This window comes from Gelatiniphilus marinus, from assembly GCF_042684345.1.
GTDB classification, from domain to species: Bacteria; Bacteroidota; Bacteroidia; order Flavobacteriales; family Flavobacteriaceae; genus Gelatiniphilus; species Gelatiniphilus marinus.
Window position 1 is genome coordinate 641,406 of the sequence record NZ_JBHULK010000001.1, and the last position, 17,413, is coordinate 658,818.

Consider the following 17,413-nt stretch of genomic DNA (forward strand, 5'->3'; position numbering starts at 1 on the left):
TAAACTGAAGAAAACGCAAAGCTTATTTATATTCTCTTTTATTTAAGTACCTTTATGCAATATGATAACAGACAGTAAAATAGCCGTGTTAATTGATGGCGACAACATACCATCTAAGTACATTTCTGAAATGATGGAAGAAATAACAAAGTACGGCACACCAACCATTAAAAGGATTTATGGCGATTGGACCAAGCCACATTTATCGAAATGGAAAAATATACTGCTTGAAAATGCAATAACACCCATACAGCAATACGGCTATACTACAGGTAAAAATGCTACCGATTCTGCTATGATTATTGATGCCATGGACATTCTTTATTCTGAGAAGGTAAACGGGTTTTGCTTGGTATCGTCCGATAGCGATTTTACAAAACTTGCCACACGCTTACGAGAAGCAGGCATGCAGGTTTATGGCATGGGCGAGAAAAAAACCCCAAACCCGTTTATTGTAGCTTGCGATAAGTTTATTTATTTGGAAATCCTTAAAAATGATACCGATAAAGACGAAAAAGGCATAAAAATAAAAAAGAAGAATTTATATAGCATTACACCCAAAGTTATTAAACTACTTCAAAATTCTGTTGATGATGCTGCCGATGACGATGGTTGGGCTTTTCTGGGCGATGTGGGTTCGTTGATACTTAAAAAGCAGCCCAATTTTGATTCAAGAAATTTTGGGTTTGCCAAACTAACCCCGCTTTTTAAATCGTTGCCGCAATTTGAAATGGAACAGCGCGACCAGAGCAATACGCGGTTTAAGTTGATTTATGTGAGGAATAAATAGAATAAATAGTACGTTTTAATCCATCTTAACTTGTTTAAGATTCTCATAACAATTAATATTCTGTGCGAGATGAGATTCTAAAATAAACTAAGAACAACGTTTTCTGTTAAACTCTATTCAGTACTTTCCTCCATGGTGTGATATACGTTCTGCACATCATCATCTTCTTCAAGCTTTTCCAATAGTTTTTCAACTTCTGCGGCTTCTTCTGCTGTTAAAGGTTTTGTAACTTGTGGAATACGCTCAAAACCAGAGGATAATATTTCAATATCCCTGCGTTCCAATTCCGCTTGAATTGCTCCAAAGCTTTCAAAAGGTGCGTAAATTAAAATACCATCGTCGTCTGCAAAAACCTCTTCGGCACCAAAATCTATAAATTCCAATTCTATTTCTTCTGGGTCTAAACCTTCGGCATTAATCCTGAAATTACAGCTGTGGTCGAACATAAAAACCACCGAGCCCGAAGTGCCTAAACTTCCATCGCATTTATTAAAATAACTGCGTACATTGGCTACGGTTCGTGTATTGTTATCGGTTGCCGTTTCTACCAAAACAGCGATGCCATGTGGTGCGTAACCTTCAAAAATAACCTCTTTATAATCGCCTTGGCCTTTTTCGGTTGCTTTTTTAATGGCGCGCTCGATATTGTCTTTGGGCATGTTTACGGCCTTGGCGTTTTGTATTACAGCACGCAAGCGCGAATTGCTATCGGGATCTGGACCGCCTTCTTTTACCGCCATTACAATATCTTTACCAATACGTGTAAAGGCTTTGCTCATGGCAGACCAACGTTTCATTTTTCTTGCTTTTCTAAATTCGAAAGCTCTTCCCATAATATTTTTTTTATTTTGTTATTACCCAATTTTCAATCACACAAATTTAAAAAATTCTGAAAACCGAGATTGTTAACTGCAAGTTTTTTATTCGTCCGGTTCAACAATATTTTCGATGGCTCTTGCCAATTTAAAATCTTTTTCTGTTACACCGTTGGCATCGTGTGTGGATAAAGAAATTGTTAGCACATTATAAACGTTGCTCCAATTGGGGTGATGGTTTAGGGCTTCGCACTCAAACGCAATTCGGCTCATGGCGCTAAAGCAGTCTTTAAAGTTTTCGAATTCAAATTCAGCATGAATTGCACCATCGCCGTATTCCCAATCCGGTAAATGCAGTAGCTTTTTTTCTATGTGGTCTATAGTTAGTTTGTCCATAATTTATCGTTTAAAAATATTCGTCCAAAATACTTGTTTTAGGTATTAAAATCAACTATTTTTTTAATGCTCTTAAAATATCCTGGCTGTGCAGCTGTAGGTTTTTGGGTAGTAAGTTATACTTTGGCAGCACCGCTAGATACCTGTCGTTGTTGGTTGTATATACTTGTTTGTAAAGGGCTTTTTGTGTGTTTAGCGAGGTTACTATTTCTTTTATAAAATCGTCGTGATGCACCAAATCGTTGCTTCCCAAATGAAAAATACCACTTTTGTTCCTATTGATTATATAATGTATTTGCTGTGTTACTTTAGTATCGGTTGTTACATTAATTATTAAATTTGGGAACACCTCAATGGGCTCTTTTTGTTTTATAAGCTTAAGCATTTCCAACACCCTAGGCGATTGGTTACCAAAAACCATGGGCAAACGCAAAATAGCAACTTGCTTATTGGGCAATCGTAAAAGCATGTTCTCAATTTTAATTTTGAAATGCCCGTAAATGCTATTGCTGTATGTTTTATCGGTTTCGTAACTTGGGTATTTGCTGTAGGCATCGAAAACATTGGCAGACGATAAAAATAGGAGTTTGATTTTTTTTGAAAACACATATTCAACAAGGTGCTGATGCAGTAAAACTTGCTTTGAAAAATCGCCGCGAAGTGCCGAAATAATTATGGTTGGTTTAACAATATCCAGAATTTCATAAATATCATCTTCTTGAATATTATACTGAAAAAAGTGATGGTTTTTTTCAAACGCTTTATTGGTAATATTATACGTGCCAAAGGTTTTAAAATAGGGGCAGAGTTCTTTGTAAATGGCACCGCCCAAAAAGCCGCTTGCGCCTAAAATTAAAATACGATGCTTATTATCTTTTTCCTGTTTCATTTGCAAAAGCCAATTTAAAGATAAAATGTCAGCCCGCGCTTGTCGAAGTCTTTCTATTATAGATTAGAGTTAGGTTTTCGACAGGCTCAAACTGACATTTTAATTCAATTTGAAATTGTTTGCTAACTTTTATAAAATGGAGGTTTTACAACGGTTGCAGGAACTACTTTTTTACGAATTTGTATGTTTATTTTACTATTGGCCAATGCAAAAACAGTTGGCACATAGCCCAGGCCAATACCTATGCCTAAACTTGGCGACATGGTACCCGAGGTAACCACGCCAATTTTTTGTCTGTTACCATCAACAATATCGTAGCCTTTACGCGGAATTCCTCGCTCGTCTAATTTAAAAGCGATTAATTTACGTTCTGCACCACGATCTTTTTCGGCTTTTAAAGCTTCAGAATTTGTAAAATCTTTAGTAAATTTTGTTATCCAACCCAATCCTGCTTCAATAGGCGAAGTGTTATCGTCTATATCATTTCCGTAAAGGCAATAGCCCATTTCCAAGCGCAAAGTATCGCGGGCCGCTAAACCTATGGGTTTAATGCCGTAATTTGCCCCAGCCTTAAACACGGCATCCCAGATTTGTTTTACCTCAGAATTTTTACAGTAAATTTCAAATCCGCCACTGCCGGTGTAGCCTGTTGCCGATATAATAACATGCTCGATACCAGCAAAATCGCCAACCACAAAATTGTAAAATTTAATAGCCGATAAATCGTGGCTTGTAATGCTTTGCATCGCTTCAATGGCTTTTGGGCCTTGAATGGCAAGTAACGCATAGTCGTCGCTTAAATCGCGAATAGTGGCCCCAACATTGTTTTTAGATTGAATCCAGTTCCAATCTTTTTCAATATTACTGGCATTAACCACCAATAAATAGGTTTGTTCTTTAATTTTATAAATGATTAAATCGTCAACAATACCGCCATTTTCATTTGGAAAACAACTGTATTGTGCTTTGCCAACAGTTAGTTTACTGGCGTCGTTACTGCTTATTTTCTGTATTAAATCCAGTGCATGTTCGCCTTCAATTAGAAACTCGCCCATGTGCGATACATCGAACACGCCAACTGCATTTCTTACGGTTTCGTGTTCTACATTTACACCCTCGTACTGTACGGGCATATTGTAACCGGCAAAGGGCACCATTTTTGCTCCAAGAGCTTCGTGGGTTTTAGATAAGGCTGTGTTTTTCATTTTGGAAATAATTATTTTAATATCCGCTCGAAATGAGGGAATGTTATTAATTTACAACAAAAACAAATGTATGAAAATTTATAAATATCGCTTTCGCGGAATGAAAAGAATTACAGATAATAAAGCAAATTGTTTTTTGTATTGCACAGCCCTATCTGAAATCCATTTTTACACCTTGAAGCAAGAAATTAAAAAGAGACTCTGGAGCAAAAAGACCCCATAAAATGGGCATTAAAAATAATGAAACCATTATGCATTTTAATATGGTATTTTCTTTTTTACTAAGTAAAACCAAAGCAATATAAATAAACAAATAATAGACAAACAATATACCAAAAGCAATTGAAAACAGAGGCATAAAACCACCTAAAAACAAAGCTGCAATAGCTGCAAATGCCAGTAGTATTACTAAAATTAAACTTGTGGTTTTTAAGGGTTTCATAGTTTATGGCTTACAATTATATGGTGTTAAATATAAACAGATTTAATGTTAACATCATTTTTTTTTAGCGTTCTGTTTTTAGTAAATTAAAAACAAACTTGTTATAATGAGCTATTTTTAAAAACCTGCTAATAATGTAAGATTAGGCTTGTTTATTCAGTTAGTTTAAAAACCTGTTTTTCAACTCGGGTGTTGGTATCATACAGCTATCTTTTTTACCGTACCATTTATATCTGTTTTTCGCAATATAATTGTAAACCCAATGGCGAATAAACGGCGGGACAATAAAAAACACGCTCATTAAATTAATAGGGAATCTTAAGTTTGAAGCTATTTTTAAAGCGGCTGTACTTTTATAATCAATACCTTTTTTGGCGGTGTAAAGTAAAATTGAATCTGTTTTTTTGGTATCAATATTATAGGTTTCAATAATTTCTTTCCCAGCATCGCTTTGTAAGGCGGTAAACACAAACAAGTTCTTTTTGTCGTGTTTTATAATAAATTTTACGCTGCTGTTGCAAAGGTTGCAAACACCATCAAAGAGGATGAGTTTTTTGTTTTTAGGAAGTTTTAGCATAATAGTTCTTCATTGTGAGGAAGGACTCAGAATGATATTACAAAGATAGGGATTTACAAATTGCTTAAAAACACATCCAAACTGGGTTCTTTGCCTAAATTCAATTCCTCTTCCAATAGGTATTCCAATTTTTAAACGCTCTTGGGCAATTAGATGCCAAAACATTCCTGTAGCTTGTGATTTGAAAGTTCCATCATTGATTTTTATCGGCAATTTTAAACTTGGTTTACAGTTATTTGTTTATAAAATTCGAAGGTTTCTAAGATAGAAGTTAATTCTATTGAAAATGCTAATCAGTCTATGAGGTAATATTAGTTTGTCCATAAGAAATCTATGATAAGCTTTTCCATAAAGCAGTTGATTTAATTTTTAAAATATTGATAAATAAGCATTTATGTGTTATTGTGTGTTTAAAATTTTATTATCTCAAAAGCTTACAAACTGTTAATTGTTACCATTGTGTCTATACTTTGTCCATGCCATAAATTAGTTTTTAGTTGCATTACTATTTAATTTTATGACTGTTGAATCACAAAAACTATAAATTATGAAAACACAGCTATTAACAAAGAAACCAATAGTATATGTATTGGCATTCATAACCATTTTCTTTTCTTGCAACGGGTGTAGTTCAGAAAGTGTAAATAATGATGCACCAAAAGAATTGTCTGGAGAAGCTTTAGCAGAGGTAAATAATCTATTGGCTGGCTTAGGCAATTTTAGTCAGTCAGAAATATCTGAAGAGGAGTTTATTGAGGAGGTAAGTAAAGAAAGAGAGGGGCAAAATAATGAATGTGTTGTAAATAAATATAAAATGGCGCCTGGGTTTAGTGAAATGATATTATTAGACCCTACCAGTGATGTTATCTATCCTGGCGCTATGTTAAAAGGAGAATCTATTCCAACAGGAGAATATATCGGAATAACAGGGAATAGGTCACCTATTACCTTATCGGTATCTTTAGAAAATTTAAATGGGAAACCTTCAGCGTACATTGAAAACCCTAATATTAATACGGTTAGAACAGGTGTGAAAGATATGCTACAGCAAGGTGTTACAGGTTCTGCTTCGGCTAAAGTTAATTTCACTACAGAAGAAGTATATTCCGAAGAACATTTAAGTTTAGCACTAGGAGCTAGCTACACAAAAGGAAAAAACAGTGTGTCTGGGGCATTTAATTTTAATAGTTCAGAGAAAAAGCACAAATATGTTATTAAATACCTACAAGTGTATTATACTATTGATCTGACGATAGAAGATAGCCAAAATCCAGGAAAACTTTTTTCTTCTACACCTAGTTTGGATGCTACAAGCCCAGTTATTGTATCGTCTGTAAAATACGGGCGTATGTTAATATATACTGTTGAGACTAATTCTAAATTTACAGATACACAAGCAGCATTTAACGCGGCTTTTTCAGGAGGGGAAGTAAACGGACAAGGTGAACATCAGAGCTTTTGGAACAGTTCAACTGTTAAAGCTTTGGTTGTTGGAGGTTCTTCTGGTGATGCGGCACAAGTTGTTACTGGACCAGAAGGCGTATATAATTATATTACCGAGGGCGGTGAGTATTCAATCGATTCACCTGGTGCGCCATTAGGATATACACTAAGGTATATTAGAAAAGGTTTTCCAGTGGCCAACGTGGTACTGTCTAGCGAATATAATATAAGAACCTGCTATGAAGCATATCAAAGATTTTATATTGGGTTACATGGCATTAAGCCTAAAAAACATGAAGGTGAAAACAATTTAGAGATTTACGGCGACATAGAAATTGGTATCTATCAAGGAGGGGAGGTTGTTGAGGAATTTAAAAAACACTACAATTCAGATCCGGCATTAGAGGTTGAAGAAGATGAATTTGTGGGCATTAATAATAAGTTTGCAGAAGTAGAACTCTATAAGCCAGATGTTAATAATGATTATATTAAGCTCTATGCAGAGTTTTATGAAAGTAACGGGGCTTTTGATCCGGAATATTTTGGGAAAGAAACGAGAAAGGTGTATTTAAAAGATGTGAATCAAATAATGGACATAAATGATGATGGTGATCTGGATAAAGATGATATTGATTATGAGCGTATAGATTTAAAAGAATTACCAGGTAGTGAGTTTAGAGCCTATTATTATTTATGGAGAATTTATTAATAAGTACCTTATTTTTAGTCAAAACAGTTGGCACCTAAAGTTGTAGATTCAACAACTTGGTGTCGGCTGTTATTTCACATAAAAAAACAATAAAATGAAAACACAAATACATCTATATATATTCATTGCCCTAATAAGTTTAGGAGAATTAACTGCCCAAAGCTTTGAGGTAGATGGCATAAATTACAATATTTTAAATTCTACCGATGTAGAGGTAACAAGTAAAACGCAAAAATATACTGGAAATATTATAATACCGGCAACTGTAAACTATGCTAACACAACGTATCATGTTACTGCTATTGGTTATGAGGCATTTAGGGGCTGCTTAAGCGTAACAAGTATTAGTCTGCCAAACTCAATAATAACCATAGAAGATTATGCGTTTAGAGATTGTCGCGGCATCACATCAATGATATTACCAGATTCAGTAACATCAATAGGCGAAGGGGCTTTTTTATATTGTACCAAATTAGTTAGCGTTAATATTCCAGATAAGATTACCACAATAAGCATGAGCACATTTGCGTATTGTCAAGATTTAACGTCAATTACAATACCAGAATCTGTACAATCAATCGGTACTTATGCCTTTTCAAGCTGTGATAGTTTAGCAACAGTAAATATAAACGTTGTATCGCCAATAAACATTACTATCCATAGGTTTTGGAATCTCGACTTGTCTTTAATAACACTAAATGTTCCTGTAGGAAGTGAAAGTGCTTATTCAGCCTCGGCTGTTTGGCAAGACTTTGGGAGTATAAATGGCACGCTAAATTTAAATGCTATTACCCTAAATAATTCATTTGGGGTATATCCTAATCCTGCAAAAAGTAATATCTTTATTCCTGGGTTAAAGCAACCCGAAAGCTATGTTGTTTATAATGCTTTAGGGAAACAAGTTGCTAAAGGTTCTATAAACAATGAAAACTCAATAGAGATCAATAAACTAGCAAGAGGCTTGTACTTTTTAAAGCTAGCAAATGGCTATACCGTAAAATTTATTAAAGAATAATTAAACTATTGTTGTTAACCCGTTGTGCATTTTAAGCTGTTCTGATTTAAAATGAACAACGGGATTAGTTGTTGATTTTATTTAATGACACAAATTTACAGATTATTTAAGAATTGATTTAAATCGACGTCTTTGTTTAAATTCAATTTCTTTTTTAATCGGTATTTAGATTTCGAAACACTTTCCGGCAATACATTAAGCATAGAGGCTATTTCTTTGGTAGAGAGGTTCATGCGTAAAAATGATGCTAATCGGATTTCTTTTTCAGTAATGTCTGCATAAATTTCCTTTAGCTTAATATCAAAGTTGTTGTGCACTTCAGAAAAATACGATTTAAAGACTTCCCAATCTTTGTCTTCTGCACTTTCTTTCCTCAGTAACATTACCAGTCGCCTAAATTCTACTTTAAAAAGTTGTGGCGATTGTTTTATTTTTTCTAGATTTTCTTTTAACTCGCTAATAAACGTGTTTTTTTGAACCAGATGCAGCGTTTGCGAGGCGAGTTCTTTCTTTTTAAATTCTATTTCTTGTTTTAAAATTTCCTCTTGTTTTTCGCGTTCAATTTTATTTTTTTTAATACGCTGTTTAAAACTGAAATAAATTAGACCAGCAATAGTTAGAAATGAAAACATTCCAATACCATAAAGTGTTTTGGTGAGCTTATCATTTTCTGTTTGAGTATTTAAAGTTTCAATTTCTTTTTTCTGAAGCGTAATTTTTGCTTCCTTTTTTTCAGATTCGTAAATGGCTTTTAGCTCCTCTATTTGCTGTGATTTTTTTGTAGTAAATAAACTGTCGTTAATGGTATGGTATAACTTCAAAAAACCTAAGGCATCATTACTTTTATTAAGACCTTCGAGTATTGTTGAACGGTATTTGTACAAATCGGCGAGGTGCGACATGGCACCTAACGACTTTGAAATATCTATGGCATCTTTATTGTTGTTTAACGATGAATTATAATTTTTAGATTGGTAATCTATTTTAGAAAGGCTATGTAAAGCATTTGCTAAGCCCAATTTTATATTTTCTTTTTCGGCTATGGTTTTTGCTTCTATTAGTATTTTTTTTGCTTCAGTATTTTTGTTTTGAAGCCTTTTAATTTCTCCAAGATTGTGCAAGGCATTCGTAATTCCTAAATTGTCTTCAACTTTTTTGGCATTTTCAACTGCCAAATTAAAATAGCTTTCCGCGGAAGCGTAATCGTTTAGATTTTGATAAGATATACCTAGTGAATTATAAGTGTATGCAGCATAAAACGTTTCCTCAAAGCGTTCGTAAATATCTAAAGCTTCTTTAAAATATTTTATTGAAGATTCATGGTTTTCTAAACCACTTTCTATATCTCCAATTTGCTTTAAAACATCGGCTTTTCTAGATTCATGATTTATGGCTTCAAAGGCTTCTAATGCTTTAAACGCATATATTAAAGCGGTTTTAAAATTAGCTTTTTCAATGTAAATATTTGCTAACGAGTTGTACTGAGCACCAAGAAATTTGGTTTTGGGTTCACCTTCTTTTTCATGTGTTTTTATAAGTTCAATATTTTCTTTAGTAATAGAAATGGCTTTATCCAAATTGCCATTTGTACTTTCGATTGATGATAAAGAATGGTTGATAAATATTAACCCTCGTGTACTGTTTATGGCTTTAAAATGTTCTTTTGCAATGGTGTAATAGTACAATGCCGAATCATTCTCGCTTCGGTTGCCGTAATAGTCGCCAAGGTGCATGTTGCCAACGGCGATACCTCTTCTGTAATTGATTTTTTTCGAAATTTCCAATTCTTTTTCGGCGTAAGCTTTGGCTTCCTCGGGTTTAGAAAACATGAGTTTTTCGTGCAAACGGGTTAAAATCATCACTTTTATCGAGTCGTCTTCTTTTCTAGATTCCAGTTCTAATTTTAAACTATCAATAAGTTTTGTGTTTTGGGCGCAGAGCAATTGCGAAAAAATGAGTCCCATTAAGGGCAAAAAAACTTTAAATTTCATAAGATGTTGTTTAGCACACCCAATATAATTCAAAATCCTTAAAATAAGATTGCAATGCAGCCTTAAAAGGGTTCTTGTCTATGCTAAGTCTATGCATTTTTAACGAAAAACAGATTGTTACTTTTTGGCTTCAACCAATTCCAACTGCGCTAAACTTACGTTGGTAGTAAATATGCCGTAGTTTACAACAGCTTTGTTTTTTTCAATTTTATCTATACTGCCAATGGCGCGTCCATCTTCCATCCGTACACGGTCGCCCACTTTTAAAACGGGTTTTGGCTTGGGTTCTGCTATGGCTTTTTGTTTGGCGGCCTTTTTCTTTTTTCTAATAACGGCAACTTTTTTTTCGGCCTCTTTTTTTACTTGTGTTTCTTTAGCTTTGATTACTTTTTTCGCTTTCGCGGAAACTTTTTTACGTTTGGAATTTTCTATCTGGACCAGTTTGAAAAGCTCGTCCATCAATGCTTTTTTCTTTTTGTTTTCAAAATACTTTTCGGCTATATCGTTTATTTTTTGCCCCAGATAAATTAACCGTTGGTTGCTGTCGTACAACTCTTGGTAGCTTTCCAGTTTCTTTTGGATTTTTGCGTTTATTTCTTCTAATTTATCGGCTTCCTCGATTTTTTTCTTTTCGTTCAATTTTAAGGATTGCCCTGTTTTCTCGAGTTTAGAGCGTTCTTTTTGAAGCTTAGCAATGGTAGCATCAAAGCGGACTTTGCTTCGCTCGATCTTCTTTTTGGCACGATTAATTAAACTGTACGGAATACCGTTTTTCTGCGCCACCTCGAAGGTAAAACTGCTTCCGGCTTGACCGATAACGAGTTTAAAAAGCGGCTCCAATGTACGTTCATCAAAAAGCATATTCGCATTTAGCATAAACGGCAATTCGTTGGCCAGTATTTTTAGGTTGGAGTAGTGGGTGGTTATAATGCCAAAAGCTTCCCGATGGTAAAACTCCTCTAAAAACGTTTCGGCCAATGCTCCACCCAATTCGGGGTCGCTACCCGTACCAAATTCATCAATTAAAAACAGTGTGTTTTTGTTACACTTTTTTAAAAAATAATTCATTTGTTTTAAGCGGTAACTATAGGTACTTAAATGGTTTTCAATGGATTGGTTGTCGCCAATGTCGCTTAAAATCCTATCAAACAAATACACTTTACTGCGCTCGTGCACAGGTATTAACATGCCGCTTTGCAGCATAACTTGCAGTAAACCAACGGTTTTTAAGGTGATGCTTTTTCCGCCGGCATTGGGGCCAGAAATTACAATAATCCTGCTGTCTTGTTTTAGTTTTATGGTTTGCGGAAATGTTTTTTCTTTCTTCTCTAAATTGTTCAAATAGAGTAGTGGATGAAAGGCGTCACGTAAAAACATACTTCTATCTTCCGAAATTTCGGGAAGGATTCCGTTCATCGATTTGGCGTATTTCGCTTTCGCGGAAATCACATCCATGTCAATTAAAAAATCTTGATACTGTTGCAATAATGGTAAAAACGGACGAATAAAATTGGTAACTTCTTTTAAAATACGAATGACTTCTTCGTGGGCTTCGTATTCTAAATTATTAAGCTCGCGCGAATATTGCAGCGTAGTTTCGGGCTCAATATATACAATGCTTCCTGTTTTACTGCCGCCCATAATAGCCCCTTTTACTTTACGCCGATACATGGCTTTTACGGCTAAAACACGCTTGTTATCGACTACCGATTCTCGAATATCGTCTAAATATTCAAGATTGTGATACATGTTTAAAGCTGTTGAAAAACTAGCATTTATTTTACCTTTTATTTTGTTTATGGCCTGTCGCAAATCGAAAAGCAACGTTGAGGCATTGTCTTTTATATCGCCAAAACGGTCCACAATGGCATCTACCTTTTCTATGATAACTTTGGTAACTTCAATATGCGATGCAAATTCGTTTAGCCTTGGATAGTATTCGTCAAACTTTTTTAAATAGGCAACAATGTCGTTTGTGGTTAACGAAATGGATACTATTTTTTTTAAACTATGTACTTCCAGATAAGTGTTTTCAATGCCTAATAGCTTAATTTCTTTGGCAATGGTATCAAATCCGTGGTTAGGAATACGGTTGTCGTTATAAAAAGAAGATAAATATTCATTAGTTAATTGCAGTGCCATTTGCAAATCTTCCTTTTTTTTGAAAGGTAGAATTTGAAGTGCTTTATCGTGCCCTAACGGTGTTACGCAATGTTCGCTAACCTGTTGTAATACGGTGGGAAATTCTAAATCTTGTAATGTTTTTTCGTGAATGTGTATCATTCTATATTTTATAAAAAGGCTAGCAAATTTAAGCAATCTCTACGAGATGTTAGCACTGCAAAAGCTTCTTAACAAATAGTTAATTAACAGTTTTGTGGGTTTCTTTAACAAAACGCTAACACTAGCGGTTTTAATTAGTCTTTATCTTGAGGACTATAATAAATCATCAATCAAACTACCATCAGTTTTTAGGCTCAATCTATCCCGATTGGGCTTTTAGCTAATATAATTCCAAATATTCTTGTATTTGCCCATTTGTTTGTAAGTATTTAGTAGCGTACTATTTTGTGGTTTTTCTAAAGTGGGATCGTTTTGAAGCACCTTTTTAGCATAGAATCTGGCACTTTGTAAAATATCGTTGTCCTTAATAATATCGGCAATTTTTAAATTTAGTACGCCACTTTGTTGTGTGCCCATAATATCTCCGGGACCACGTAAACGCAAATCTACTTCGGCAATTTCAAAACCATCATTGGTTTTTACCATAGTTTCCATGCGTGTTTTGCTGTCGTTACTCAGTTTATGCCCCGTCATTAAAATACAGTAGCTTTGTTCAGCACCGCGGCCTACACGACCTCGTAATTGGTGAAGTTGCGACAAGCCAAAACGTTCTGCGCTTTCAATAATCATAACCGAGGCATTGGGCACGTTAACTCCAACTTCAATAACGGTTGTGGCGACCATAATTTGGGTTTCGCCCTTTATAAAACGTTGCATTTCGTATTCTTTATCGGCAGGTTTCATTTTTCCGTGAACTATGGAAATTTGATATTTTGGCATGGGAAAATCTCTGGAAATACTTTCGTAGCCATCCATTAAATCTTTATAATCCATGGCCGAACTTTCTTGAATTAACGGATAGACGATATAAATTTGTCGCCCTTTATCGATTTCATCACGAATAAAACGGAAAACATTTAATCGGTTATTATCGTATCTATGTACCGTTTTTATAGGCTTTCTTCCAGGGGGTAATTCATCAATAACTGAGATGTCCAAATCGCCATAAACAGACATAGCTAATGTGCGCGGAATTGGAGTTGCTGTCATTACTAAAACGTGTGGAGGGATAGAAGCCCCACCAACCTCCCCAGAGGGGAGGCTTTCCAAGTAATTCGTAATATACCGCAAGACATTATCAATGTCGCCAATTATTTGTTCGTTTGTGAATCTAATAACTTTAAAGCCTATTTTGTTGAGAATTTGGGTTCTTAAATCGTCGGCCTCTTTTTGTTCAATTGTATTGTGGTAGCCACCATCAATTTCAATTACCAAATTTTTTTCCAACGACACAAAATCGACTATAAATTCATCAATAATATGTTGCCTTCTAAATTTGTAATCTAACTTTTTGTTCCTTAAACATTCCCATAAAATGCGTTCTGCTTCTGTACTGTGTTTTTTATTTTCTTTTTGCAATTCCTTAATCAAATTATATGCAGATGGACGAGCAGTCATATATTTTTTGCGTATCGCTTTTGCCTCCTCCCCATGGGAGGGTTGAGGAGGGCCTTTTCTCCATAATTTTGATCTTTGCGCCACTCCAAATCGGTGTTGCTCGTCAATTATTGCGAGTCCTAAATTTTTAAATTTCACCTTGTCTTCAAGTAATGCATGGGTGCCAATTAATATTTGTAATTCGCCATTTTCTAAAGATTCATGAATTTTTTTTCTTTCTGAAGTTTTAGTTGAACCTGTTAATAGTTTTATACTGATATTCAAGTTTTTACATAACTCAAGCAATCCGTTATGGTGTTGGACTGACAAAATTTCAGTCGGCGCCATTAAACAGGCTTGGAAACCGTTGTCAAGTGCTATTAACATTGACATGAGTGCTACTATGGTTTTACCAGAACCCACATCGCCTTGTAAAAGCCGATTCATCTGCGCATTACTACCTAAATCGGCACGAATTTCTTTTAAAACACGTTTCTGTGCATTGGTTAATTCAAACGGCAAATGGTTTGAAAAAAAGGTGTTAAAATAGTCGCCTACTTTTTCAAAAGGAAAGCCTTTAATTTTCGATTTATGAATGAGGTTTTTCAGAATCAATTGCAATTGAATATAAAATAATTCTTCAAATTTTAATCTAAATTGTGCCTTAGAAAGTAGTGCTTGATTTTTAGGAAAATGCACATTAAAAAGTGCCTCTTTTTTACTGATTAATTTTAATTCTGAACATAAATTTTCCGATAAGGTTTCAGCAAACTTCCCATGGGTTTCTATAAACAATTGTTGCATGATTTTACTCATCACTCGATTGCTAATGCCTCTATTCGATAATTTTTCGGTAGAAGGATAAATAGCTTGCATCCCGGAACTCATATTTTTTTTATGGTCTTCTAAAAGTTCTAAATCGGGGTGTGCCATATTAAATTTTCCAGAAAACCAATTGGTTTTGCCAAAAGCCACATAAGGTTTATTGAGTTTTAGGTTTTCTCGAATCCATTTTTGACTGCGAAACCAAACGAGCTCCATGGTGCCAGAATCGTCTTGAAAAGTCGCCACCAATCGTTTTCCCCGTTTTTGCGCCACCTCTTTAAACCCTGTTATTTTACCAACAACTTGTACATCGGCATTATTGCGTTGTAATTGGTTGATTTTGTAATACTGCGTACGGTCAATATATCTATTTGGAAATAAGTTAATTAAGTCTTGATAGGTATGAATGCCCAACTCCTTGCGCAATAAATCGGCACGATTTGGGCCAACGCCTTTTAAATAATCTATGGGAGTTTGAAGGTTAACACTCATAAAAGCGAAATTAATTAATTCTCACGAAAGTGAAAATCTTATCAAGTTGTAACTTATCAGATTCTTATTAAAAATTGTATTTTAGTATCATCGTTATTTTAGCTTATTTATGAAATATTTTTTAGTCTCTTTCTTTCTCACTTTCTTTTCTTTCTCCCAACAAACCAAATATGTCGATTTTAAAACAGCAAAAGCCGAAATAATTTTTAGTGATTTAATTAAAAAAGAAATTGAGGGACTTGTTACTTATGAATTTAAAATTTTAAAAGATGTCGATTCCATTTTTATTGATGCTAGAAATTTTAGAGAAATTAAATATAAACTGGACAATAAATTTGAAGATAACTTATATAATGGAAAACAGCTTATTATAAAACATTCTTTTAAAGCAAACAGCACTCATAAGGTTGAAATAGTTTGGAAAACCACTCCACAAAAAACCATGTATTTTGTTGATTGGGCAAACCCTTCGACAAGCTCAGGGCAAGTCTGGACCCAAGGACAAGGAAAATATACAAGCAATTGGCTGCCAAGTGTTGACGATATGAATGAAAAAATTGAATTCGATTTATCAATCACTTTTAATTCTGATTATCAAGTCATCGCCAACGGGAAGCTAACAGATAAACAAATCAACGAATCCACAACCACATGGCATTACAACATGCAAAAACCCATGTCCAGCTACTTAGTTGCTTTAGCCATTGGTAAATACAATAAAAAAGTAGAATACTCAAAAAGCGGTGTGCCTTTAGAAATGTATTATTACCCCGAGGATTCATTAAAATTTGAACCCACATACCGCTACACCAAACAAATGTTCGATTTTTTAGAAGATGAAATTGGTGTCCCGTATCCGTGGCAAAATTACAAACAAGTGCCAGTAAAAGATTTTTTGTATGCCGGAATGGAAAACACGGGAACCACCATTTTTGCTGATTCTTTTGTTGTTGATTCTATTGGGTTTGTCGATAAAAATTATGTTAATATAAATGCACACGAATTAGCACACCAATGGTTTGGAAATTTGGTTACGGCAAAATCTGGAACGCACCATTGGTTACAAGAGGGGTTTGCAACCTATTATGCCTTATTAGCAGAAAAAGATATTTTTGGAGACGATTATTACTATTGGCGATTATACGAATACGCCCAAGAATTATTAAACCAAGATAGACGAGGAGCGAGCACGTCGCTATTAAACCCGAAATCGAGTAGCACAACCTTTTACAAAAAAGGAGCTTGGGTGCTGCATATTTTAAGAGCGCGCGTTGGCGATAAGGCTTTTAAAAAAGCGGTTAAAAATTATTTAAAAAAACATCAGTTTAAGAATGTTGAAACTAACGATTTTATAAATGAAGTTGAAAAGACATCTAAAAAAGATTTAAGTCAATTTATAAAAGAATGGTTGGTTGAGGCTAAATTTAATTATGAAAAAATTGAAAACATATTATATTCAAACTCCTCATTTATAAAGCAATATATTCAAATTGATTGCAAAAATTACACCTCGAAATGTAAAGAGTATTTAAGTTCGTTGATTTCTGATGAAGCTAAAATTAAAACCATAAACCAAATACCAAACCGCATAACAAAACAAGATTTTAAAAACAGTATAAAAGTGCGTCAAGCCATTGCAAAAACAATGCGTAAAATCCCATTGGAATTAAAACAAGATTACGAATCGCTTTTAGATGATAAATCATATATAACCACCGAAATAGCATTATTTAATTTATGGAATAATTTTTTAGAAGAGCGACATAAATACCTCAATAAAACCAAGGAAATTATCGGTTTTAATGATAAAAATGTAAGAACACTTTGGTTAACTTTAGCATTGATTACCGAAGATTATGAAGTTGAAAACAAGCCCATATATTTTAAAGAGTTGGCTAATTACACAAATGATATTTTTGGTTTTGAAACTAGGCAAAACGCATTTCAATATTTAACCCAAATTCAAGCTTGTAATAATAATTGTAAAGACAATTTAAAACAAGCAACTAAGCATCATAATTGGCGATTTTCAAAATTTGCAAAAGATTTATTGAAAAATATTGCTGATGAAAACTAAACTGTGTTTCAGTTTTCCGTCATTCTG

The 17,413-nt window shown here is 34.3% G+C and carries 13 protein-coding genes; 4 read left to right on the forward strand and 9 right to left on the reverse strand.

All coding sequences use genetic code 11. The annotated features are described in order from the left end of the window. Positions 1–61: 61 nt before the first annotated feature. A complete protein-coding gene (locus ACFSQS_RS02765; protein ID WP_388013733.1) occupies positions 62–790 on the forward strand; it encodes an NYN domain-containing protein in 729 nt (242 codons plus the stop codon). A gap of 113 nt (positions 791–903) precedes the next feature. Here ACFSQS_RS02765 and ACFSQS_RS02770 read toward each other — a convergent pair whose 3' ends face one another. The 6 genes from ACFSQS_RS02770 to ACFSQS_RS02795 all read right to left on the reverse strand — a co-directional run bounded on the left by ACFSQS_RS02770 (position 904) and on the right by ACFSQS_RS02795 (position 5,114). Then, on the reverse strand, positions 904–1,623 hold the full coding sequence (locus tag ACFSQS_RS02770) for a YebC/PmpR family DNA-binding transcriptional regulator (protein WP_388013736.1): 720 nt from the start codon (positions 1,621–1,623) through the stop codon (positions 904–906). An 87-nt stretch (positions 1,624–1,710) separates the two neighbouring features. Then, positions 1,711–2,001, reverse strand: a complete 291-nt coding sequence (locus ACFSQS_RS02775) for a 4a-hydroxytetrahydrobiopterin dehydratase (RefSeq protein WP_388013739.1) — start codon at positions 1,999–2,001, stop codon at positions 1,711–1,713. Positions 2,002–2,056: 55 nt separating this feature from the next. Then, positions 2,057–2,890 (reverse strand): sugar nucleotide-binding protein, encoded by an 834-nt coding sequence (locus ACFSQS_RS02780; protein ID WP_388013742.1) that lies wholly within the window; start codon positions 2,888–2,890, stop codon positions 2,057–2,059. 122 nt (positions 2,891–3,012) lie between these two features. Next, the gene (gene gcvT / locus ACFSQS_RS02785) at positions 3,013–4,095 is read right to left on the reverse strand and encodes a glycine cleavage system aminomethyltransferase GcvT (protein WP_388013745.1); all 1,083 of its coding nucleotides are present in this window, start codon (positions 4,093–4,095) and stop codon (positions 3,013–3,015) included. 151 nt (positions 4,096–4,246) lie between these two features. Continuing rightward, complete coding sequence (locus ACFSQS_RS02790) at positions 4,247–4,537, reverse strand: hypothetical protein (RefSeq protein ID WP_388013748.1); 291 nt, start codon at positions 4,535–4,537, stop codon at positions 4,247–4,249. Positions 4,538–4,697: 160 nt separating this feature from the next. Beyond that, positions 4,698–5,114 (reverse strand): thiol-disulfide oxidoreductase DCC family protein, encoded by a 417-nt coding sequence (locus ACFSQS_RS02795; protein WP_388013751.1) that lies wholly within the window; start codon positions 5,112–5,114, stop codon positions 4,698–4,700. A 547-nt stretch (positions 5,115–5,661) separates the two neighbouring features. Here ACFSQS_RS02795 and ACFSQS_RS02800 point away from each other — a divergent pair. Both ACFSQS_RS02800 and ACFSQS_RS02805 read left to right on the forward strand, forming a co-directional pair. Next, positions 5,662–7,266: a thiol-activated cytolysin family protein gene (locus ACFSQS_RS02800; RefSeq protein ID WP_388013754.1), complete on the forward strand. Its 1,605-nt coding sequence runs from the start codon at positions 5,662–5,664 to the stop codon at positions 7,264–7,266. Positions 7,267–7,360: 94 nt separating this feature from the next. Continuing rightward, positions 7,361–8,281: a leucine-rich repeat domain-containing protein gene (locus ACFSQS_RS02805; protein WP_388013757.1), complete on the forward strand. Its 921-nt coding sequence runs from the start codon at positions 7,361–7,363 to the stop codon at positions 8,279–8,281. 95 nt (positions 8,282–8,376) lie between these two features. Here the strand turns inward: ACFSQS_RS02805 and ACFSQS_RS02810 are convergent, their stop codons facing one another. From ACFSQS_RS02810 to ACFSQS_RS02820, 3 genes are all read right to left on the reverse strand, one after another. Then, entirely contained in the window at positions 8,377–10,272 is a 1,896-nt protein-coding gene (locus tag ACFSQS_RS02810) for a tetratricopeptide repeat protein (RefSeq protein ID WP_388013759.1), read from the reverse strand. Positions 10,273–10,389: 117 nt separating this feature from the next. After that, positions 10,390–12,555, reverse strand: a complete 2,166-nt coding sequence (locus ACFSQS_RS02815) for an endonuclease MutS2 (protein WP_388013762.1) — start codon at positions 12,553–12,555, stop codon at positions 10,390–10,392. Positions 12,556–12,771: 216 nt separating this feature from the next. Beyond that, complete coding sequence (locus tag ACFSQS_RS02820) at positions 12,772–15,309, reverse strand: DUF559 domain-containing protein (RefSeq protein ID WP_388013765.1); 2,538 nt, start codon at positions 15,307–15,309, stop codon at positions 12,772–12,774. 109 nt (positions 15,310–15,418) lie between these two features. Between ACFSQS_RS02820 and ACFSQS_RS02825 the strand changes: the two genes are divergently transcribed. After that, positions 15,419–17,386, forward strand: coding sequence for a M1 family metallopeptidase (locus ACFSQS_RS02825; RefSeq protein WP_388013768.1), 1,968 nt, complete (start codon positions 15,419–15,421; stop codon positions 17,384–17,386). Positions 17,387–17,413 lie beyond the last annotated feature (27 nt).